Source organism: Sphingobium agrisoli (assembly GCF_041877245.1).
Taxonomy (GTDB): Bacteria; Pseudomonadota; Alphaproteobacteria; order Sphingomonadales; family Sphingomonadaceae; genus Sphingobium.
The window spans coordinates 161,737-182,972 of sequence record NZ_JBHDJI010000008.1 but is presented as its reverse complement, the minus strand read 5'-3'; the positions used below and the strand labels follow the sequence as shown (position 1 = coordinate 182,972).

General features: G+C 65.5%; 16 protein-coding genes. 10 read left to right on the top strand and 6 right to left on the bottom strand.

Features of this window, described 5'->3' with window-relative positions:
• Nucleotides 1-90 precede the first annotated feature (90 nt).
• From ACETPF_RS14595 to ACETPF_RS14570, 6 genes are all read left to right on the top strand, one after another.
• Entirely contained in the window at nucleotides 91-1,395 is a 1,305-nt protein-coding gene (locus tag ACETPF_RS14595) for an MFS transporter (protein WP_373935267.1), read from the top strand.
• Between the two features lie 55 nt (nucleotides 1,396-1,450).
• A complete protein-coding gene (locus ACETPF_RS14590) occupies nucleotides 1,451-2,353 on the top strand; it encodes a LysR family transcriptional regulator (protein ID WP_373935266.1) in 903 nt (300 codons plus the stop codon).
• 96 nt (nucleotides 2,354-2,449) lie between these two features.
• Nucleotides 2,450-2,902 (top strand): formate dehydrogenase subunit gamma, encoded by a 453-nt coding sequence (locus ACETPF_RS14585; protein WP_373935265.1) that lies wholly within the window; start codon nucleotides 2,450-2,452, stop codon nucleotides 2,900-2,902.
• On the top strand, nucleotides 2,899-4,512 hold the full coding sequence (locus tag ACETPF_RS14580; RefSeq protein WP_373935264.1) for a formate dehydrogenase beta subunit: 1,614 nt from the start codon (nucleotides 2,899-2,901) through the stop codon (nucleotides 4,510-4,512). Before ACETPF_RS14585 ends, ACETPF_RS14580 begins: the two co-directional genes overlap by 4 nt.
• Nucleotides 4,509-7,370: a formate dehydrogenase subunit alpha gene (gene fdhF / locus ACETPF_RS14575; RefSeq protein ID WP_373935263.1), complete on the top strand. Its 2,862-nt coding sequence runs from the start codon at nucleotides 4,509-4,511 to the stop codon at nucleotides 7,368-7,370. Before ACETPF_RS14580 ends, fdhF begins: the two co-directional genes overlap by 4 nt.
• Nucleotides 7,371-7,374: 4 nt before the next feature.
• Nucleotides 7,375-7,626, top strand: a complete 252-nt coding sequence (locus tag ACETPF_RS14570; RefSeq protein WP_373935262.1) for a formate dehydrogenase subunit delta — start codon at nucleotides 7,375-7,377, stop codon at nucleotides 7,624-7,626.
• 84 nt (nucleotides 7,627-7,710) lie between these two features.
• Here the strand turns inward: ACETPF_RS14570 and ACETPF_RS14565 are convergent, their stop codons facing one another.
• Genes ACETPF_RS14565 through ACETPF_RS14555 form a run of 3 tightly spaced genes read right to left on the bottom strand, consistent with a single transcriptional unit; the run spans nucleotide 7,711 to nucleotide 11,914 of the window.
• Nucleotides 7,711-9,168 (bottom strand): TolC family protein, encoded by a 1,458-nt coding sequence (locus ACETPF_RS14565; protein WP_373935294.1) that lies wholly within the window; start codon nucleotides 9,166-9,168, stop codon nucleotides 7,711-7,713.
• Nucleotides 9,169-9,170: 2 nt separating this feature from the next.
• Nucleotides 9,171-10,235 (bottom strand): efflux RND transporter periplasmic adaptor subunit, encoded by a 1,065-nt coding sequence (locus tag ACETPF_RS14560; protein ID WP_373935261.1) that lies wholly within the window; start codon nucleotides 10,233-10,235, stop codon nucleotides 9,171-9,173.
• A complete protein-coding gene (locus tag ACETPF_RS14555; protein WP_373935260.1) occupies nucleotides 10,232-11,914 on the bottom strand; it encodes an ATP-binding cassette domain-containing protein in 1,683 nt (560 codons plus the stop codon). Before ACETPF_RS14555 ends, ACETPF_RS14560 begins: the two co-directional genes overlap by 4 nt.
• A gap of 266 nt (nucleotides 11,915-12,180) precedes the next feature.
• Between ACETPF_RS14555 and adh the strand changes: the two genes are divergently transcribed.
• The 4 genes from adh (at nucleotide 12,181) to ACETPF_RS14535 (ending at nucleotide 17,696) form a co-directional block, all read left to right on the top strand.
• Nucleotides 12,181-13,701 carry an aldehyde dehydrogenase gene (gene adh / locus ACETPF_RS14550; RefSeq protein ID WP_373935293.1) on the top strand — a complete coding sequence of 507 codons (1,521 nt, stop codon included), beginning with the start codon at nucleotides 12,181-12,183 and terminating at the stop codon, nucleotides 13,699-13,701.
• Nucleotides 13,702-13,808: 107 nt separating this feature from the next.
• Nucleotides 13,809-14,201 carry a DUF779 domain-containing protein gene (locus tag ACETPF_RS14545; RefSeq protein WP_373935259.1) on the top strand — a complete coding sequence of 131 codons (393 nt, stop codon included), beginning with the start codon at nucleotides 13,809-13,811 and terminating at the stop codon, nucleotides 14,199-14,201.
• 100 nt (nucleotides 14,202-14,301) lie between these two features.
• Nucleotides 14,302-15,453 (top strand): FIST N-terminal domain-containing protein, encoded by a 1,152-nt coding sequence (locus ACETPF_RS14540; protein WP_373935258.1) that lies wholly within the window; start codon nucleotides 14,302-14,304, stop codon nucleotides 15,451-15,453.
• Nucleotides 15,450-17,696, top strand: a complete 2,247-nt coding sequence (locus ACETPF_RS14535) for a hybrid sensor histidine kinase/response regulator (protein ID WP_373935257.1) — start codon at nucleotides 15,450-15,452, stop codon at nucleotides 17,694-17,696. Before ACETPF_RS14540 ends, ACETPF_RS14535 begins: the two co-directional genes overlap by 4 nt.
• Nucleotides 17,697-17,761: 65 nt before the next feature.
• Here ACETPF_RS14535 and ACETPF_RS14530 read toward each other — a convergent pair whose 3' ends face one another.
• From ACETPF_RS14530 to ACETPF_RS14520, 3 genes are all read right to left on the bottom strand, one after another.
• A complete protein-coding gene (locus ACETPF_RS14530) occupies nucleotides 17,762-18,529 on the bottom strand; it encodes a response regulator (RefSeq protein WP_373935256.1) in 768 nt (255 codons plus the stop codon).
• An 11-nt stretch (nucleotides 18,530-18,540) separates the two neighbouring features.
• Nucleotides 18,541-20,283, bottom strand: a complete 1,743-nt coding sequence (locus ACETPF_RS14525; RefSeq protein ID WP_373935255.1) for a methanol/ethanol family PQQ-dependent dehydrogenase — start codon at nucleotides 20,281-20,283, stop codon at nucleotides 18,541-18,543.
• A gap of 98 nt (nucleotides 20,284-20,381) precedes the next feature.
• The gene (locus ACETPF_RS14520; protein WP_373935254.1) at nucleotides 20,382-21,233 is read right to left on the bottom strand and encodes a substrate-binding periplasmic protein; all 852 of its coding nucleotides are present in this window, start codon (nucleotides 21,231-21,233) and stop codon (nucleotides 20,382-20,384) included.
• Between the last annotated feature and the right edge of the window lie 3 nt (nucleotides 21,234-21,236).

Below are 21,236 nucleotides of genomic sequence, written 5' to 3'. Positions count from 1 at the left end.
GTCGAAAGCAGGCGGCATGCCCCGGCGGGCCATCCTTCACCTTGCGCTGCCACCATGCTAGGCCGGCCGCTCCCCGACCGGCAGAGTGGCATGACGACATCTCCCATCGACAGCAGAAGCCCCTCCGCCCGCGATCGCGCGAAAGCCATCATCGGCGGATCGACCGGCAATCTGGTCGAATGGTATGACTGGTATGCCTATGCGGCCTTCACCCTCTATTTCGCGCCGCATTTCTTCCCGTCGGACAATTCCACCGCGGAGTTGCTCGGCGCGGCGGCGGTATTCGCCGTGGGTTTCTTCATGCGGCCGCTCGGCGCGTGGATCATGGGCATCTACGCCGACCATCGGGGGCGAAAAAGCGGGCTTGCCCTGTCGGTGACGCTGATGTGCGCGGGGTCGCTGCTGATCGCGATCGCGCCCACCTATGAAAGCGTCGGTCTGCTCGCCCCGGCGCTGCTGGTGCTCGCCCGGCTGATGCAGGGGCTTTCGGTCGGCGGCGAATATGGCGCCAGCGCCACCTATCTGTCGGAAATGGCGGGGAAGGACCGGCGCGGCTTCTTTTCCTCCTTCCAATATGTGACGCTGATCGGCGGGCAACTGCTTGCGATCGGCGTCCTGCTCGCGCTTCAGACGGTGCTGAGCGAGGCCGCGCTCGACGCATGGGGCTGGCGCATCCCCTTCGCGATCGGCGCGGCGCTTGCGGTCGTGGTGTTCTGGATCCGCAGCGGCCTGGCCGAGACCGAGAGTTTCGAGAAGGCCAAGACCAGCGGCGCCCCTCCATCGGGACTGCTCGCCCTGTTCCGCCATCACCCGCGCGAGGCGATCACGGTCATGCTGATGACGGCCGGCGGCACCCTCGCTTTCTATGCCTATTCGATCTACATGCAGAAATTCCTGGTCAACACCAGCGGCTTCGACCGGGAAACCGCCTCGCGCATCAATGGCGGGACATTGTTCCTGTTCATGCTGCTCCAGCCGGTCGCCGGGGCGCTGAGCGACCGGATCGGGCGCAAGCCGCTGCTGGTCGGCTTTGGCCTGCTAGGCGTGATCTGCACCTATCCTCTGTTCGCCACGTTGGAAACGACGCGCGATCCCGTCACCGCCTTCCTGCTGGTTCTGGGCGGGCTGGTGATCGTCACCGGCTATACGTCGATCAACGCGGTGGTGAAGGCGGAGATGTTCCCGGCGCATATCCGCGCGCTCGGCGTCGCTCTCCCCTATGCGCTCGCCAACACCCTGTTCGGCGGCACCGCCGAATATGTCGCGCTGCGCTTCAAGGAGGCGGGGTGGGAGCGAGGCTTCTATTGGTATGTGACAGGCATGATCGCCCTGTCGCTGATCGTCTATCTCCGCATGCGCGACACCCGCCGCGACAGCGCGATAGTGGAGGATTGACCGCTTATAGGTCTGTCCTATGAGGGCGCGGCGCTTTGCGCTATCGTGCCGCCCCATGCAGACGCGGCTCGTCGAATATTTCCTCGCCATCGAACGCGAAGGCCATTTCGCCCGCGCCGCCGCCGCCTGCAACGTCTCGCAGCCCAGCCTCTCGGCTGGCATTGCCTCGCTCGAAGCGCAACTGGGCAAGAGGTTGATCCGCCGCGACCGCAAATTCGTCGGACTGACGGCCGAGGGCGAGGCGATCCTCCCCTGGGCGCGCCAGCTGGTCGCAGCCGCCGAAGCCATGGAACAGGCCGCCGAAACCGCGCGCGGCCCGCTGAAGGGCGAATTGCGGCTGGGCGCCATCCCTGCCGCCATGCCGATCGTCGGTAGCTTGGCGCGCGCGATGCTCGACCGGCATCCGGGGCTCGCCATGTCGGTGCGCGCCCTGACCTCGCGCCAGATCGAGCGCGATCTGGCGGCGTTCGAGCTGGACGCCGGCATCACCTACCTCGATTTCGAGCCGCCGGCCCACGCGCTCTCGGTCCCGCTCTACGCCGAACGCACGATGCTGGTGAGCGCGACTGGCGGCGCAGATGTGCCCGATCCGCTCGGTTGGCCCGACCTGGCGAGCCTGCCGCTTTGCCTGCTCCATCAGGGGATGCAGAATCGCCGTATCCTCGACGCGCGTCTCGCCGAGCGCGGCCTTGCCATTCGCCCGCTGGTGACCGCCGACAGCTATATCGCGCTGCTTGCGCTGGTGCAGCATGGCCGCCTCTGCTCGATCATCCCGGACAGCCATGCGACGTTGCTCGACGGCCTCACCTGGGCGCGCACCGTGCCGCTGCCCGACATGGACGACGGCAGCAGGGTCGGCGTGATCGTCGCCAACAGCACGCCCGTCGGCCCCCTTGCGCAGGCGGTGCTGGGCGTCGCGCGCCAGCTCCGGCTGCCGCCGGGCTTTCGCGCCGACTGATAGGATTGCTCTATCACACATAGGCCGGATCAATTTGACCAAGGGCCATCCGCGCGGCACGCTGTCGCCTCGGAAAGCGACGACGGATCATCCTCTATGGACGCATATATCGAAAGCTGGGTAGCGGCCCATGGCGATGGCCGCGATCAGCTGCTCCCGCTGCTTCACGCCGTGCAGGAGGAGGCGGGTTACATCGATGACGCGCTGGTGCCCGCCATCGCCAGGGCGCTCAACCTCAGCCGCGCGGACGTGCATGGCGTCGTCACCTTCTATCATGATTTCCGCCGCAGCGCGCCCGGCCGCCATGTCGTGAAGCTTTGCCGCGCCGAAAGCTGCCAGGCGCGCGGCGGCGCGGCGGTCGAGGCCGAGGCGGCGCGGCGCCTGGGCGTGGCGATGGGCGACACCCGCGCCGACGGTCAGGTCAGCCTGGAGCCGGTCTATTGCCTGGGGCTGTGCGCCATCGGCCCCAATGCGCTGGTCGACGGCCGGCCCGTCGCGCGGATCGACGCCGCCGCTCTCGACCGCATCGCGCTGGAGGTGGCGGCATGACCCGCGTGTACGTCAGCGGCGACATGGCCTCGGTCGCGCTCGGCGCGGACGATGTGGCGCGCGCCTTTGCCGATGCAGGTTGTGAGGTGGTGCGGACCGGATCGCGCGGACTTTTCAGCATCGAGCCGCTGGTCGAGGTGGAGTCCGGCGAAGGGCGGATCGGTTATGGTCCGGTCGTCCCGGGTGACGCGGCGGCGGTGCTCGCCGGCACCCACCCCGCGCGTCTCGGCCCGGTCGAGCAGCTGCCCTTCTTCGCCAGCCAGCAGCGGTTCACCTTCGCCCGCTGCGGCATCACCGATCCGCTGAGCCTCGCCGACTATGCCGCGCATGGCGGGTGGAAGGGGCTGGACGCCGCTCGCGCCCTCAGCCCACAGCAGGTGGTCGATGCGGTCAAGGCGTCGGGCCTGCGTGGCCGGGGCGGAGCGGGCTTCCCCACCGGCATCAAGTGGCAGACCGTGCTCGACGCCCCCGCCTCCCCCAAATATATCGTCTGCAACGCCGACGAAGGCGACAGCGGCACCTTCGCCGACCGGGTGTTGACGGAGGGCGACCCCTATTGCCTGATCGAGGGTATGGCGATCGCCGCCCATGCGGTCGGCGCGGCGCATGGCTATATCTATATCCGCAGCGAATATCCCTTCGCCGTCCGCACCATGCGCGCCGCGATCGATGCGTCGGCGCACCTCGTCGCGCCCTTTACGCTGGAGGTGCGCGAGGGGGCGGGGGCCTATGTCTGCGGCGAGGAAACCGCGCTGCTCGACAGCATCGAGGGCAAGCGCGGGCAGGTGCGCGCCAAGCCGCCGCTCCCGGCGATCAAGGGATTGTTTGGCCAGCCGACCGTCATCAACAATGTGCTGAGCCTCGCCGCCGTGCCCTTCATCCTCTCGGAGGGCGCGGAAGCCTATGCGGCGGTCGGCTTCCGCCGCTCGCGCGGCACCATGCCGGTGCAGCTTGCCGGCAATGTGAAGCATGGCGGCCTCTATGAAATCGGCTTCGGCATCACGTTGGGCGAACTGGTCGACGACATCGGCGGCGGCACGGCGAGCGGCCGCCCGGTCCGCGCGGTGCAGGTGGGCGGGCCGCTGGGCGCCTATTTCCCGCCGTCGATGTTCCATCTGCCCTTCGATTATGAAGCGTTCGCGGCTGCGGGCGGGCTGATCGGCCATGCCGGCATCACCGTCTTCGACGACAGCGTCGACATGGCGCATATGGCGCGCTTCGCGATGGAATTCTGCGCGGCGGAAAGCTGCGGCAAATGCACGCCCTGCCGCATCGGATCGACGCGCGGCGTGGAGATCATGGACCGGATCATAAGCGCTCGTGCTCCGGCGAAAGCCGGAGCCCAGGGCGATGTCGCGCAATCCGGCCCTGGGCTCCTGCTTTCGCAGGAGCACGGCGGATTGAAGAAGGCCCTCTATTCCCGCGCGCCCGACCGGATCGACGTCTCGATCGAAGCGCAGACCACGCTGCTGCGCGACCTCGCCGACACGATGAAATATGGCTCGCTCTGCGCGCTCGGCGGCTTCACCCCCTATCCGGTGCTGAGCGCGCTCGACCATTTTCCCGAGGATTTCGGCGCGCCTGCGCCTATCAAGGAGGCGGCGGAATGAGCTTTTCCCGCGAAACCGATCATGGCACCCCGCCCGCCCTGGCGACCGGCAAGACCGTCACCGTCAGCATCGACGGCCAGAGCCTGACCCTGCCCGAAGGCACCAGCATCATGCGCGCCGCCTCGCTGGCGGGCGGGTCCATCCCCAAACTCTGCGCGACCGACAGCGTGGAAAGCTTCGGCTCGTGCCGCCTCTGCCTGGTCGAGGTGGAGGGGCGCGCCGGCTTTCCCGCCTCCTGCACCACGCCGATCGCCGATGGCATGGTCGTCCGCACCCAGACCGATCGGCTGAAGCAACTGCGGCGCGGGGTCATGGAACTCTATATCTCCGACCATCCGCTCGATTGCCTCACTTGCGCGGCCAATGGCGACTGCGAGTTGCAGGATCAGGCGGGCGCGGTGGGTTTGCGCGATGTGCGCTATGGCTATGATGGCGCGACCAACATGGGGCAGGCGAAAGACCAGTCGAACCCCTATTTCGACTTCGATCCCAGCAAATGCATCGTCTGCTCGCGCTGCGTGCGCGCCTGCGAGGAGGTGCAGGGCACCTTCGCCCTCACCATCGAGAATAAGGGCTTCGAGTCCAAGGTTTCGCCCAGCCAGGGCGAGGATTTCCTCGGCTCCGAATGCGTCTCCTGCGGCGCGTGCGTTCAGGCATGCCCGACCGCCAGCCTGATCGAGAAGAAGGTCGTGGAAACCGGCACACCCGACCGCGCGGTCGTCACCACCTGCGCCTATTGCGGCGTCGGCTGCACCTTCCGCGCGGAAATGCGGGGCGAGGAACTGGTACGGATGGTGCCGTGGAAGGACGGCAAGGCCAATCGCGGCCATAGCTGCGTCAAGGGCCGTTTCGCCTGGGGCTATGCCCAGCATAAGGAGCGTATCCTCAATCCCATGATCCGCGCGTCCGTCGACCAACCCTGGCGCGAAGTCAGCTGGGACGAGGCGATCGCCCATACCGCGTCCGAATTCCGCCGCATCCAGGCGAAGTACGGCACGCGCAGCGTCGGCGGCATCACGTCCAGCCGCTGCACCAATGAGGAGACCTTCCTCGTCCAGAAGCTGATCCGGCAGGGCTTCGGCAATAATAATGTCGATACCTGCGCGCGCGTCTGCCACTCGCCGACCGGCTATGGCCTCAAGACCACCTTCGGCACCTCGGCCGGCACGCAGGATTTCGACAGCGTGATGCAGTCGGACGTTCTCCTCGTCATCGGCGCGAACCCGACCGATGGACACCCGGTCTTCGCCAGCCGCATGAAGCGCCGGTTGAGGCAGGGCGCGAAGCTGATCGTCATCGACCCGCGCCGCACCGATCTCGTCAGGTCGCCCCATGTCGAGGCGGAGCATCATCTGCCCCTGCGCCCCGGCACCAACGTCGCGATGCTGACCGCGATGGCGCATGTGATCGTGACCGAAAAGCTCTACGACGAAGCCTTCATCCGCGAACGCTGCGACTGGGACGAATTCCAGGATTGGGCCGATTTCGTGTCGCAGCCCGCGCGCTCTCCGGAAGCGATCGAGCCGCTGACCGGCGTCGATCCCCAAGAGGTGCGCGCCGCCGCCCGCCTGTACGCCACGGGCGGCAATGCCGCGATCTACTATGGTCTGGGCGTCACCGAGCATAGCCAGGGCAGCTCGACCGTGATGGCGGTCGCCAACCTTGCCATGGCGACGGGGAATATCGGTCGGGAGGGCGTGGGCGTGAACCCGCTGCGCGGCCAGAACAACGTGCAGGGCGCGTGCGATATGGGCAGCTTCCCCCACGAGTTTTCCGGCTACCGCCATGTGTCGGATGCGGCCACGCGCAAGCTGTTCGAGGATGCCTGGGGCGTTGCGCTAGACGCCGAGCCGGGGCTGCGTATCCCCAACATGCTCGATGCAGCGACCGATGGCGCGTTCAAGGGGCTGTTCGTGCAGGGCGAGGATATTCTCCAGTCCGACCCCAACACCCATCATGTCGCCGCCGGCCTTGCGGCGATGGAATGCGTGGTGGTGCAGGATCTGTTCCTCAACGAAACCGCCAACTACGCCCATGTCTTCCTGCCCGGATCGACCTTCCTGGAGAAGGATGGCACCTTCACCAATGCGGAGCGCCGCATCCAGCGCGTCCGCAAAGTGATGGCGCCGCTGAATGGCCCAAATGGTCGGGGCTATGCCGACTGGGAGATCGTGCAGATGGTGGCGAACGCGATGGGCCTCGGCTGGACCTATGACCACCCGGCGCGGATCATGGACGAGATCGCGGCGCTCACTCCGACCTTCGCGGGCGTTAGCTACGACCGACTGGATCAGGAAGGCTCGCTGCAATGGCCGGCCAACGACGCCGCGCCGGACGGCACACCGACCATGCATATCGACGGCTTCGTGCGGGGGCGGGGCAAGTTCGTCGTCACCGACTATGTGCCGACCGACGAGAAGACCGGCCCGCGCTTCCCGCTGCTGCTGACGACCGGACGTATTCTTAGCCACTATAATGTCGGCGCGCAGACCCGGCGGACTGCCAACACCGCCTGGCATCCCGAGGACCGGCTGGAAATCCACCCCAGCGACGCGGAGAACCGGGGCCTCAAGGATGGCGACTGGGTGACTCTTCGCAGCCGGGCGGGCGAGACCACGCTGCGTGCGCTCGTGACGGATCGGGTCGCGCCCGGCGTCGTCTACACGACGTTCCACCACCCCGAAACGCAGGCGAACGTCATCACCACCGACTATTCCGACTGGGCGACCAACTGCCCCGAATATAAGGTGACGGCGGTGCAGGTGTCTGCCAGCAACGGACCGAGCGACTGGCAGCAGGACTATGCCCGGCAGGCGCGGCAGAGCAGGCGCATCCTGCCGCTCGAAGCCGCGGAGTAGCGCGATGAGCGACCAACCCCAGGTCATGTCCACTGGCGACCGGTTGATCTACATGGCGAACCAGATCGCCCGCAACTTCGCCGCCTTGGGCGAGGCGTCGGCGACGGCGGAGACTGCCACGCATATCCGCCTCTATTGGGATCCGGGCATGCGCGCGCGCATCCGCGCCTTGGCGGCCGAAAAGCCCGACGCGCTCTCGCCGACCGCTGCCGCCGCCATCCACCGTCTCGACTCCGCTGGAGATACCAGCAGCTGACCGCCGAGCCGTTTCTCGCAGGACGGTCCTGCCACTATGGTTGGCGATGGAAAGAGGGACGCGACCCAGGGCAGGGGGCTGCGCTTATTCCATCGGCAACGGCCGGTCCAGACCCAGCGCATTTTCGTCCGCCGTCGCAGCCGCCAGTTCCGCGCGAGCGGCGGCGATGCGCGCTTGCGCCTCGATCAGCTTCACTTGCGTATTGGTCGCGCTTTCTTCACGCTGGTTGACCAGGAAGAAGTCGCTCGACCCCAGGCTGAAGCGCCGCCGCTCGGCGCTCGCCAGCCGCTCCGCCAGCAGGCGCTCGCGCTCGGTCGTATCGACAAGCTGACGCGCCGTGTCCACCTCGATCCCGATCGCCGCCACTTCGGCGCGGATTTTCTCGGCCAGATAGCGCTGCTTCACCGAAAGCTCGTCGATCTTGGCCTGCGTCTCGGCGAGCTTGCCACGCGCCTTGCGGTTCTGGAGCGGGATCTTGAAGGTAACGCCGACGATCATTTCCAGCGGCGTGCGGCTGGACCCGCCCACCCCCGCTGGCCCTACATCCTTGGCGACTTCGCCACCAAGGTCCAGGCGGGGTCGCATGTCGTTGCGCGCCAGCGCCAGCTTGACGGTCGCCTTGTCGATCTCCTCCAGCAGGATGGCGAAATCGGGCCGCCCCTCCAGATTGAACGCCGGGTCGGTCCTGATCCCGTCGAGCGCGCCGGCATCGGCCGGCAGGCGCGTGTCCTCGACGACGACTGGCAGCCCCTGCGCGTCGCGGTAGAAGAGCGACAGTTTCACCGCCGCGGCGCGCAGCGTCTGCCGCGCCTCCACCACGAACGCCTGCCGCCGCACCAGATTGGCCTCATTCTCGACCAGCAATATGTCCGCTTTGGCGCCCAACTCGACCTGACGCCGTATGCCTTGGGTGCGATCCCGAGCAAGCGCCAGCAATGCTTCATAAGCCTTGAGCTTCAGCCCCGCCGCCACCCATTTCTGATAGGCTTCGACCGCGCGCGCCTGCACCCCGATGCCCGTCGCCCGCGCCTCGAACCGGGCGATGTCGATATCGTTGGCGGCGAGGCGAAACTCTGACCGGCGCGCGTCGATCAGCCGGTCGCGAAGCAGGGAATAGAGCGCCCCGACCTTCAGTTCGCCCAGACGGTTCGTGTAGCTCTTATCCTCATAAACCGGAAAATCCCCGCGCGACGCCCGATAGCCGCCATAGAGATAGCCGCCATTATCCGCGAAAGGCTGCTCCGCCTTGCCGGCGATTTCCGTCCCGTCATAATAGCCCGCGATGCGGCTGCGCCCTTCCACGGCGAACACCGTGTCGAACGCGCCCTGCGCGCTCAGCGCGCGGGCCTCTGCCTGGCGGCTGCGGGCCAGCGCCGCGATGATGTCGGGCGCGGAGCGAGCGGAGGATTGCAGCACCTCCTGCAGGGTCAACGGGCCGCCCGCCCGCGCGGGGTCGGGCGAAACGGGCGCGTTCTCCTGCCCGTGCGCCGCCGATCCCGCAGCGGCGATCAGCAACGCAGCTATGCCGATCAAAGGGCGCATGGTCACTTCTTCTTCTTTTCGATCGAGCTTTTTTCCGCTTTTTCCTGCTGTTTCTGGGCAACCTGGTCCTGCCCGAAGTTCAGCGGGAAATCGTTAAGCTGCCGCCACAATTCATAGCCGACCGTGACATTGTCGCCCTGGATCCAGCCCAATACCTTCCCACCCTGGCGCACGAAGCGGCGCTCCGGCCAGGCAGGCTTGCCGGGCATGGGTTCGACCAGCACGCGGAACAGCCCGTCGGCGCGTGGCGTCGGGTCGACCGACCGCACCTGCCCGTCATAGATGCCAATGGCGAACGCCGGCCAGCCGCTGAACTGGAACGCCGGGAAGCCCTCGAACTCCAGCCGCACCGGCCGGCCCTGATCGACCAACGGCACGTCCCGGCCATCGATATACAGCTCGACCGCCCGTTCGATCTTCTCGGGCGCGACCATCGCCAATATGGTGCCGGCCGAGATCAGCGCGCCGCCGGCGGCGGCGTTCAAATCCTGCACCCGCCCGTCGCGCGGGGCAGTCACGATCTGTGCCGACTGCCGCCGCTGCCGCACCTCGATCTGCTTGAGCTTGGCCCGCGCCTCGGCCAGCTTGGCATTGGCGTCGGCGACCTTGATCTGGGTCTGCTCATAGTCGCGGCGCGCCGCGAGTCCCTCCGAAAAGAGCTGCCCCGTGCGCCCGACGTCGATCGAGGCGACCGCGCGTGCCTGCTCGATCGCGGCGATCTGCGCCTCCACCTCGGCCTTTTCGGCGGCGAGGCGCGTCAGAAAATCAGGATCGACGTCGACCACCTGGACCATCGGATCGCCCGCCTCCACCAGTTGCCCGTCGCGCACGAAGAAGCGCTGCACCCGGCCGTCGACCAGCGAGGAGACTTGTTGGGGCCGATCGTCGGGGTCGAGCGAGATGACCTGTCCGCCGCCCTGCGCCGTCTGCCGCCAGGGCACGAACAGGATGGCGACCGCGAGGCAGAGGCCGAGCAGGATGAGCCATGCTACCACGATCGCCACCTTCGGCGGCCTCAGGCGCGCGAGCGACCGGAAATGGGTAAGCTGCGCCGGTTCGATCGTCATGCCGGCCGCTCCTGCGTCGCGAGGAAGCGCGCCAGTTCCGTCCTGTCGGTGAAGCGGCGCTGCGCCCGCGCGCCGAGCCAAAAGCAGCTGTCGAGCGCAAGCGCTTCGGGCCGCCCAGTGAACAGCAGGACCGTCGTGCCCTCCGCCCGCAGCACGCCGAGCGTCGCGTGCAACGGTTCGGCCGGCATCATGTCGTATAGCTGCGACAGCAGCAGCACCTTGGGCCGGCTGAGCAGCGCATTGGCGAGCTTGAGTTGCATCACCTCCACGATCGAGAGCGGCGACCCGGAACTCGCCAATTGCGTGTCGAGGCCGTCGGGCAGGCTGGCGATCCGTGCGGCGAGCCCGACCAGATCGAGCGTCCGCATGACCGTCGCGCCATCGGCATCGCGGCCGGCGGCCAGCTTCAGATAGTCGCGGATCGTGACATCGACGATGGTCGGCCGGTTCATGACCATGACCGCAGACCGCAGCAGATACATGTCGAAGCTGCCCAGTTCGCTCCCCCCGATCGACAGCAATCCCCGCTCGGGCGTGACGTGGCGTTTGAGGAGCAGCGCGACTTGGTTTTCCACCCCCGGCTCCGCGACGATGACCGTCTGTTCGCCGCTGCCGATTGCGAGGTCGAAACGGGAGCCGCCCAGCTCCACGTTGCGGAACCGCACTGACCCGTCGGGCGGCTCCTGTCCGCTGAGGCCCCGCGCCTCCTGGGGAATCGCGAATATCTGGGATAGTTCTTCCGAGCTCGCGACCAGATCGTAGAAGGTGTCGAGATACCAGCCGAGCTGATAGATGCCGTAGAACACGCCCGACAGGATGAGTTCGGCCGCCACCAGCTGGCCGATCGACAGCTGCCCCGCCAGGATGAGGTTTCCGCCCAGAGCCAGCAGCGCCGCCGCCGCGACCGCATAGACCAGGAAATAGCCCAGCGCCTGGGCGAAGCTGTAGCGGAAATAGGTGCGATGTGCGCGAATATAGTTTGCCGTCACCGCTTCGGACCGGTCCATGGCGAAATCCAGGTGCCGGGCGGACTTGTAGAAGCCATTGGACGCGCCGACGCTCTCCAGCCAGTGCGCTGCCTCATGCTTGGCATGGGACACGCCGACGGCGCCGGTGATCGCGCCCTGACGCCAGACAAGCCAGATCAACAGGCAGGTCGCCACCAGCACGATGTTGAACGCCAGGAAGAACGGATGATAGAAACTCGTCACCACCAGGCCCACGGCGGCCTGAAGGATGATCGTGAAAGCGCCGATCACCAGGCTGGGCACCGCCTTCTGCACCACCACCATGTCGAAATAACGGTTGAACAGGCTACCCCGGCTTTCGTCGGAGAAGAAGGGGTTCTGCGCATGGACGGCCCGCACCGTGACCTCCGCCACCACGCGTGCGAAGATACGACGCTCGAACATCGCCAGCAGATAGATGCGGATTGCGCTGAGGCCAGCGACCAGCAGCAGCAGGACCAGCAGGATGCCCGACAATATCCACAGCGGTGCGACGAGCGCAGTGCGCGCAACCGAATTGATCAGCAATTGTACCGAAATCGGGGTCGCCAGCGACAACAGCGTGATCGCCAGCGTGTATATGATGCCGACATTCACATAGCCCTTGTCCGGCCCCACAATCTCCGAAAGCCAAGCGGCGGCGTGCCGCAGACCCAAACGCTCCCCAGCCAAGTTTGACCTCATCGATATGACTATGTGCCAGCTATAGGAAGGGTCGTCGCCGAGACAAGTTACCGCAGCCTTGTGGCAACATTACCTCACGAACCGGTTACATTGATGTGGCGCTGGCAGGGTCGATCTGTAACGCTGTTTGGCAAACCCCGCGTTCCCCGGAGCCGCGCCCGACGTGACCGACCCAAGGTCTAATTGTCTGCCGCACCGTGAACGCCATGCTGCATTCCGAGATTCACGACATATTGATCTTGGGAGACAGGATGATGCTGCAACAGGCGCTGGCGAAATTCGAGGGGACGAGGCTGATCCGCGACCGATATGACAATTATATCGGGGGCAAATGGACTCCGCCTGCCAACGGGGACTATTTCGACAATATCTCGCCGGTAACGGGGCAGGTGGTCTGCCAGGTCGCGCGCGGCACGGCGGCGGATATCGAGGCCGCGCTGGACGCCGCCCATGCCGCGAAGGACGCGTGGGGGAAGCTGTCGTCGACCGAACGTTCGAACATCCTGCTCCGGATGGCCGACCGGATGGAGGCCAATCTGGACCTGATCGCGCTCGCCGAGACGATCGACAACGGTAAGCCGATCCGCGAAACGACCCATGCCGACATTCCACTGGCGATCGACCATTTCCGTTACTTTGCCGGCTGTGCGCGCGCGCAGGAAGGATCGATCAGCGAGATCGATCATGACACCATCGCCTATCATTTCCATGAACCGCTGGGCGTCGTGGGTCAGATCATCCCGTGGAATTTCCCGATCCTGATGGCGGTGTGGAAGCTCGCCCCCGCGCTGGCGGCGGGCAACTGCGTCGTCCTCAAACCCGCCGAACAGACGCCGATGTCGGTGATGGTTCTGACGGAGATCATCGGCGATCTTCTGCCGCCGGGCGTTCTCAACATCGTGAACGGCTTCGGCGTGGAGGCCGGCAAGCCGCTCGCCAGCAACAAGCGGATCGCCAAGATCGCCTTCACCGGCGAGACGACGACCGGCCGCCTCATCATGCAATATGCGAGCGAGAATCTGATCCCCGTTACGCTGGAACTGGGCGGCAAATCGCCCAACATCTTCTTTGAGGATGTGATGGACGCGGACGACGATTATTTCGACAAATGCCTCGAAGGCTTCGCAATGTTCGCGCTCAACCAGGGGGAGGTTTGCACCTGCCCCAGCCGCGCGCTCATCCAGGAATCGATCTACGAGAAGTTCATCGAGCGCGCCGTCGCACGGGTGAAGGCGATCAAGCAAGGCAGTCCGTTCGATCCTGACACCATGATCGGGGCGCAAGCGTCGAACGACCAGCTCGAAAAAATCCTGTCCTATATCGCGATCGGCCGGGAAGAGGGCGCGGAGGTGCTGACCGGCGGCGACCGGGCGGTCCATCAGGGCGATCTGGCGGAGGGCTTCTATGTCACGCCGACCGTGCTCAAGGGGCATAACCGGATGCGGATTTTCCAGGAGGAGATATTCGGCCCGGTGCTGGCTGTGACGACCTTCAAGGACGAGGCGGAGGCGCTGGCGATCGCCAATGATACGCTCTACGGCCTGGGTGCGGGCGTGTGGACGCGCGACGGCAGCCGGGCCTACCGCATGGGCCGGGGCATTCAGGCCGGGCGCGTGTGGACCAACTGCTATCACGCCTACCCCGCCCATGCGGCGTTCGGCGGCTACAAGCAGTCGGGCATCGGGCGCGAGAATCACAAGATGATGCTGGATCATTATCAGCAGACCAAGAATCTGCTGGTGAGCTACAGCCCGAAGGCGCTGGGCTTCTTCTGACGCAATCTTTGCGAAGCGCCGGCTGCTTCCCCTGGCTGACGTTTCGGTTCTGGCGGGCATTCCATGCAGGATGCCCGCCAGTTTTCGCTTCCGCCGATAGGTGACGCATGGCCGATCCGCCCGCCCGTATTCTCGCGACTCCCGCCGCTGAAGCCATGATCGCGCATCTTGCCGTGCGCCATGGCCCGCTGATGTTCCACCAGTCGGGCGGATGCTGCGACGGGTCCGCGCCGATGTGCTTTCCAGCGGGCGAGTTCAGGGTCGGCGCGCAGGACGTGCTGCTGGGGCATGTCGCGGGCAGCGTGCCGGTATGGATCGGGGCCGCCCAGTTCGACTATTGGCGCCATACCCAGGTCACTATCGACCTCGTACCGGGGCGCGGGGCGGGGATGTCGCTTGAAAGCCCGGAAGGTCAGCGCTTCATCGTCCGCTCGCGCCTTTTCACCGACGGCGAAGCGGTATTGCTGGAAGCGGCCGGAGAACCGACCCGTGGGGGCTGATCTGTGCGCGTCGATCGCTTTGGTTTCGCGTGACAGCGCCAACCAAACCGCTACATCCTATTGTCCCTAAGCATAAGAATATCAGCTATAGGGGCAGGATATGGCGACAGGCGCTGCGACACGAAGCGGCATAAAATTTGCGGTTTCGCATACCGACGATCCACAAGCCGCCATGGCGGCGCTGGCGGAGCAGCTGGGTGACGATCCGCTGGCGGGCGTGGTGGCATTTTGCGCGCATCGCTACGACGGCGATCTTCTGGCGCGGGCGATCAACCGTAGGTTCGAGGGGACGTCCGTCATCGGCTGCATCAGCTCGGGCGAACTGACGGACATCGGCTACGATCATGACTGCGTGACGATGATCGGCTTTCCCGCGAGCGATTTTCGCATGACGACTCATTGCTTCGACGACATCGACAATTTCGATCCCGTCGCGGCGCGGGAAGTGGTGCGGTCGCTGGCGGCGCGGGCGGAGCGTAACGGACGGGAACTGGGCGATGCGGTCAATCATGTCGCCCTCTTTCTGGTCGACGGCCTATCCCACCGGGAAGAGTGGCTGACGATGACGGTCCAGGATGCGTTGGGGGATATCCCCCTGATCGGGGGGTCGTCAGGCGACAATCTGACGTTCCGCCAGACGGCGATCTTCGATGAAGGCCGGTTTCACGCGCGCGCCGCTGTGATTGCCATCCTTTCGACGCCTCGTCCGATCCATGTGTTCAAGGCGCAGCATTATCGGCCGGGACCGCACAGGATGGTGATTACCGGCGCGATGCCGCATGAGCGGATCGTGACCGAGATCAACGCGGAGCCGGCCGCCACCGAATATCTCCGGCTGGCCGGCCATGCAGGCGAGGAACTGGGCATGGAGTTCTTCGCCGCGCATCCGCCGATGGTGCGCGCCGGCGGCGAATATCATGTCCGTTCGATCCAGAGCGCCAATGCTGATGGCAGCCTCACCTTTTACTGTGCGATCGACGAGGGGCTGGTGCTGACGATCGGCGAGCCTGTCGACCGCATCGCCGGCATGGAGCATCTGTTCGGCGAACTGGAAGAGCGGGTGGGCGAGATCGACCGCATCATCGCTTTTGACTGCGTGCTCAATCGTATCGACGCCGAGCAGCGGCAAATATCGCGCGACGTGTCCGCCCTCTACGCGCGCCACCGCGTCATCGGCTTCAACACCTATGGCGAGCAATATCACGCGCTGCATGTCAACCAGACCTTCAGCGGGCTGGCGATCGGGAAATGACCGACCTGCGCCTTGCCCCGGATAGCCAGACCGAGCTGGACGCTTTGCGGGCCGAGGTGAATAAGCTGCGGCGGATCAACGGCGCGCTCATGGATCGCGTCGAACGCTCTGCCGATATGTCGGTCAACGCCTTTTCGATGTTCGAAACGGCGATTTCGCTGGAAGCCAAGGTGCGGGACCGTACCTTGCAGCTGGAGGATGCGCTGCGGCGGCTGGCGCAGGCCAATACCGCGCTGGCCGATGCCCATGCCCAGGCCGATGCAGCGCAGATGCGGCTGCGCGACGCCATCGAGTCGATCAATGAAGGCTTTGTCCTCTTCGACGCGGACGATCGGCTCGTCCTCTGCAACGAGGCCTATCTGGGCTTCTGGCCGCAAGTGGCCGAGCATATGGGGCAGCCGCTGACCTTTCAGGACATCGTCCGCATCGCCGCGCAGAGCCAGCGGCCGGCCGGCGCGCAGGTCGCGCCCGATCGCTGGGTGTCCGATAGGCTTGCACGGCACGGCATCGCCGATGGCGGCCATGTGCAGCGCCTCGCCGATGGCCGCTGGATACAGATCAACGAACTACGGACGAGCGAAGGCGGCATTGTCGGCATCTACACCGACATTACCGAGGCCAAGGCCGAGGACGCACGGGCGCGAGCGCGCGAACTGGCCGAGCACAACATCATGTTGCAGGCGACGCTCGACAATCTGTCGGAGGGCGTATGCCTCTTCGACGGGGCGGGGTATCTGGCAGCGTGGAACGACGCGCTGCGCCGCCTGCTATGCCTGCCCGACGATTTCGCCGGCGTACTGGAGACCCACGCCGACCTTCTCGACTGGTGCCGTGGCAGGCTGGGTATGGCCGATGACGGGCGGCTGGAGTGGATGAGCGACGGCCACAGCGGCGAGGCGGCCATCTGCCCCTGCACAGCGAGCGGGCGGCATTTCGAGCTGCGAGGCCGCGTCATGGGCGATGGCGGGCGGGTGTTCAGCTTCACCGACGTCAGCGAGATGCTGCGGGCGCAGGCGGGGCTTCAGGAAACCGCCGAGACGTTGGAGCGGCGAGTATCTGAAAGGACCGTGGAACTGGTCCGGCTGAACCGTCAGCTGGAAGAGGAGGTGGCCGAGCGCCGGACGATCGAGGCGGCGCTGACCGAGGCGAAGATCGCCGCCGAGAAGGCCAATCTTTCCAAGACCCGGTTCCTCGCGGCGGCGAGTCACGACCTGCTCCAGCCCTTGAACGCGGCGCGCCTGTTCGTCGCGGCGCTTGGCGATCGACGGCTGGCGCTGCCGACGCGGGCTCTGGTCAACCAGACATCGATCGCCCTGGATTCGGTCGAAGAGCTGCTGGAAGCCTTGCTGGAGATTTCGCGGCTGGATGCGGGGGCCATCCAGCCTGAGATAGCGTCCTTTCGCATCGATCGCCTGCTCCAGAAACTGCATGTCGAATTCGCACCGATGGCGAAGGCGGCGGGACTTGCCTTCTCGGTGGATGCCCAGCCAATTTGGGTGAAATCGGATCAGCGATTGCTGCGCCGCATCCTCCAGAATTTCATCTCCAACGCCCTGCGCTACACGACGCAAGGCACCGTCGAAGTGTTATGTCAGTGCGGGGACGGAAAGGCCGAGGTCAGCGTCGCCGACAGCGGTCCCGGCATTGCGCCGGAGCAACAGGAGTATATTTTCGAGGAATTCCGCCGTCTCGACACCCGGAGCCCTGGCAAGGGGCTGGGCCTGGCGATCGTTCGCCGCGCCGGCGACATGCTGGGCCACCCCATCAGCCTGCGATCCGAACCGGGACGCGGCGCGACATTCTCCATCTCTCTGCCCCTCGGGGCGGAACAACAGGATGACGAACCGCAGGGGATCGAGGCGCGGGACCGTTCAATGCGCGGACTGTCCGTGCTCGTGATCGACAATGAAAGGCAGATCCAGACAGGCATGGTCAATCTGCTGACCGGGTGGGGATGCAAGGTCACCGTTGCGGACGGGTACGATCAGGCCGTGGCCCAACTGGACGTCGGAGCGCGCCCGGACGTGATGCTGGTCGACTATCATCTGAACGATCAGGAGACCGGCGATGTCGTCATCACGCGCCTGCGCGCATACTTCGACATGCAGGTGGCGGCGATCGTCATTTCGGCCGACCGGGGAGAGGCGCTGAAAAATCAGCTGGCCGCCGGCGATATCCCGCTGCTCAACAAGCCGGTCAAGCCGGCCCAGTTGCGGGCGCTGCTGCGGATGGTGCTGGCCTAGGGCTGAATGTCGATCCGCCCTAAGCCGCGCTGCGCGGCGAGCGTGTCATGCGCGCCGCCACGGACTCAATTGTCGCCGTCAAAATGAACGCGGTTGGCTAGGATCACGGCCTGGGTACGGCTGAACACGTTGAGCTTCTGGAGGATCGCGGACACATGCGCCTTCACGGTCGTCATCGACACGCTGAGGTCATGGGCGATCTGCTTGTTCAGGCGGCCATGAACCAGATGGGTCAGCACGATCCGCTGCTGCGGCGTCAGGCTCTCGATCTTCGTCAGGATGTCGGCTTCCTCCGCGCTTTCCTGGGGCGAATCCTCGATCGCGTCGGGCATGTAGATTTCACCCGAAACAACGCGATGAAGCGCCTCGACGATCGCGCTGCGCTTGATCGACTTGGGGATGAAGCCGGCCGCGCCGGCGGCAAGGGCCTCTCGCACGATCGCGCGGTCGAACGACCCCGACACCATCACGACGGGCAGGATCGGATGCCGGTTGCGGAGCAGCTTGAGGCCGTCGAGCCGCTTCACGTCCGGAATGTTCACGTCGAGCAGCACGAGGTCGAAATTCGACTGCTTGTCGAGCGTCGCCATCGCCTCTTCCATGCTGGAGGCCTCGAAGATCTCGCACCCGTCGAAGCTGACGGCGATGACGCTGCGAAGCCCGTCGCGAACCAGCGGATGATCGTCGACGATCAGCACCCGTTCCATCATCGCGTCGTTCTGCTCGATCCGCATGCCCGGCCCCCTGCCATGATGATGGATCATAGGATGGGGCGGCGCAAATTGCCCGCGATTTCCGCTCTGGACCATATGCCCCCGCCCCATGACGATCATCTCAGCGTCCCCTATTTGGCCAGCTTGAACACCCAGAGCGATCCGCCCTGGTTGATGTCCTTGAAGGATTTGGCGACCTCGCCGCCCCATAGCGGCACCGCGCCGCCCCAGCCGGACATGACCGCGACATATTGATCGCCATCCTGCTCCCAGGTCACAGGCGATCCGACGACGCCCGATCCGGTCTGGAACTTCCACAGTTCGGCCCCGGTCTTGGCGTCGAACGCCTTGAGATACCCCTCCGGCGTGCCGGTGAAGACGAGGTTGCCCGCCGTAGTTAGCACCCCGCCCCAGAGCGGCGCCTTGTTCTTATATTCCCACACGATCTTGCCGGTCTTGGGGTCGATCGCCCGCAGCGCGCCGATATGGTCCTCCGCAATGGGCTTGATGGTGAAGCCCGCACCCAGATAGGCTGCGCCCTTCTTGTAGGCGATCGGCTCGTTCCAGATGTCCATGCCCCAGTCGTTCGACGGGATGTAGAACAGGCCCGTGTCCTTGCTATAGGCCATCGGCATCCAGTTCTTGCCGCCCAGGAAACTGGGCGAGGAGAAGACCGTCGCGCCCTTTTCGGTGCCGTTGGGCGCGCCGGGGCGGCCGGCCGGGATCAGGATGGGCTTGCCATTCTTGTCATAGCCGTTCGCCCAGGTCGTCTGCATCACGAACTTGTTGGCGCTGACGAACTTGCCGTTGGTGCGGTCGAGCACGAAGAAATAGCCGTTGCGGTCCGCCTTCGCGCCGAGCTTCATCGGCTTGCCGTTGATGGTCGCATCGAACGGAATGAACTCGTTGACCCCGTCGAAATCCCAGCCGTCATGCGGCGTGGTCTGATAATGCCATTTGATGACCCCGGTGTCGGGGTCGATCGCCAGCGTCGATGCGGTGTAGAGATTGTCGCCGGGACGCAAATGGCTGTTCCACGGCGCGGGGTTGCCGGTGCCAATATAGACTAGATTGGTTTCCGGGTCGTAGGTGCCGCCAAGCCAGGTCGCGCCGCCACCGGTCTTGTAAAGGTCGCCTGTCCAGGTGGCGTTGGTCTTGCCGGTGATGCCGTTATCCTTGCCGCGCAGCGTGCCCATATTGCCTTCGATCACCGGCCGGTGCCAGATCAGCTCGCCGGTTTCCACATCCCGGGCATCCACCGCGCCGACGATGCCGAATTCGCCCCCGGAGTTGCCGGTGATGACCATGCCCTTGACGATCAGCGGCGCGGCGGTCGCGCTGTAGCCGGCCTTGTAGTCCGCGATCTGCTTGTTCCAGATGACCTTGCCGGTATGCCGATTGAGCGCGACCAGGCGGGCGTCCAGCGTGGCGAAGATAATCTTGTCGCCATGGATCGCAGCGCCGCGATTGACGACGTCGCAGCACGGCATGATGTCGTCGGGCAGGCGGGCGGCATATTCCCACTTCTCCTCGCCCGTCCGCGCGTCGAAGGCGTAGAGCCGCGAATAGGAGCCCGTCACATAGATGGTGCCGTCATAAACGAGCGGCTGCGATTCCTGCCCGCGCTGCTTTTCGCCGCCCAGCGACGAGGAAAAGGCCGGAACGAGTTTTGCGACGGTCTGGCTGTTGATCTGGGCAAGGGGGCTGAAGCGCTGCGCCTGCGGACCCATACCATAGGTGAGCACGTCGCCTGTCGAAGCGGCGTCGTTCATCAGGTCCATGTCGGTCGGCCCCTCCGCCAGCAACGGCGCGGCGCCTGCGACCAGAGCGATGGCGGCTACCCCCAGGAACGAACGCTTGAAACGTCCCGTCATTCTCATCCTCCCTTGTTTTCCGGCGCGATTTCGCGCCATCCGTGCGACAGTCTATGATGCCCGCCCCTGCTGCCAATTGGACCTTGGGTCGGCGCTTTTCAGCCTGCCGCCAGCGCGGGGGCGTAGGTGACGCCATGGGCCTCGAAGATCGCCTTGAGCGCGCCCGACGCCGTCATTTCCGCCAGGATCGCCTCGACCGCGTCGCCCAGGTTGCGGCTGTTTTCCTTGACCGCCATGCCGATGTCCCAGCCGGGAGACGTGAAGGCCGGGAGCGGACCGGTGCGCCGGACGATGTTCGTCGCGCCGCTGTCGTGCAGCACCGCCTCGATCTGCGCGCGACTGGCGAGCACCGCGTCGGCTCTGCCCTCTGCCACTGCCATCGCCGCCTCCGTTCCCCCCGGAAAGTGGATGACATCCTTCGCCAGCAGCCCACCGAAGGCACCGATCAGGTAGAAATCGGGAATCGAATCGATCTCGACCGCCAGCCTTCTGCCGCGATACTGGGTCGGTGCGGCATTGACGTCCAATGCGCCTTTTGCGGCGGCGAACTGGAAGCTCTCCCGATAATAAGGCGCGATGATCGCGACCTGATCGTTGCGCGCGGCAAATGTCCTGTCGAACGGAACATGCAGCATGATGTCGGCTGGCTGGAAACCCAGCAGCCCGCCTTTCCACACGCCGTTACGCAGGTCGTCGTCCGCGCTTTCGTCCGCCACCAGCTCGGCGATGTCGGCGCGAACGCCAAGCGCCTTCGCCAGCGCCTGCGCGATGTCCACGTCGATGCCGGCAAGTCTCCCGTCCTTGCGCCAGGACCAGGGGCGATTGTCCTTGTAGACGGCGACCCGAAGGACACCCAGCTCCCTGACCTTGCCCAAAGGCGCGGAGATGGCGGCGGTTGCGGCGCTCAGCGCGGCGAGCGCCGCGCCGGACAGGAAGGCGCGCCGATCCATGAC

Bases quoted from the DNA above. Each gene is read 5' to 3' on its own strand.
- ACETPF_RS14595 (WP_373935267.1), top strand. From the start codon at position 91: ATGACGACATCTCCCATCGACAGCAGAAGCCCCTCCGCCCGCGATCGC.
- ACETPF_RS14590 (WP_373935266.1), top strand. From the start codon at position 1,451: ATGCAGACGCGGCTCGTCGAATATTTCCTCGCCATCGAACGCGAAGGC.
- ACETPF_RS14585 (WP_373935265.1), top strand. From the start codon at position 2,450: ATGGACGCATATATCGAAAGCTGGGTAGCGGCCCATGGCGATGGCCGC.
- ACETPF_RS14580 (WP_373935264.1), top strand. From the start codon at position 2,899: ATGACCCGCGTGTACGTCAGCGGCGACATGGCCTCGGTCGCGCTCGGC.
- fdhF (WP_373935263.1), top strand. From the start codon at position 4,509: ATGAGCTTTTCCCGCGAAACCGATCATGGCACCCCGCCCGCCCTGGCG.
- ACETPF_RS14570 (WP_373935262.1), top strand. From the start codon at position 7,375: ATGAGCGACCAACCCCAGGTCATGTCCACTGGCGACCGGTTGATCTAC.
- ACETPF_RS14565 (WP_373935294.1), bottom strand. From the start codon at position 9,168: ATGCGCCCTTTGATCGGCATAGCTGCGTTGCTGATCGCCGCTGCGGGA.
- ACETPF_RS14560 (WP_373935261.1), bottom strand. From the start codon at position 10,235: ATGACGATCGAACCGGCGCAGCTTACCCATTTCCGGTCGCTCGCGCGC.
- adh (WP_373935293.1), top strand. From the start codon at position 12,181: ATGCTGCAACAGGCGCTGGCGAAATTCGAGGGGACGAGGCTGATCCGC.
- ACETPF_RS14545 (WP_373935259.1), top strand. From the start codon at position 13,809: ATGGCCGATCCGCCCGCCCGTATTCTCGCGACTCCCGCCGCTGAAGCC.
- ACETPF_RS14540 (WP_373935258.1), top strand. From the start codon at position 14,302: ATGGCGACAGGCGCTGCGACACGAAGCGGCATAAAATTTGCGGTTTCG.
- ACETPF_RS14535 (WP_373935257.1), top strand. From the start codon at position 15,450: ATGACCGACCTGCGCCTTGCCCCGGATAGCCAGACCGAGCTGGACGCT.
- ACETPF_RS14530 (WP_373935256.1), bottom strand. From the start codon at position 18,529: ATGATCGTCATGGGGCGGGGGCATATGGTCCAGAGCGGAAATCGCGGG.
- ACETPF_RS14525 (WP_373935255.1), bottom strand. From the start codon at position 20,283: ATGACGGGACGTTTCAAGCGTTCGTTCCTGGGGGTAGCCGCCATCGCT.
- ACETPF_RS14520 (WP_373935254.1), bottom strand. From the start codon at position 21,233: ATGGATCGGCGCGCCTTCCTGTCCGGCGCGGCGCTCGCCGCGCTGAGC.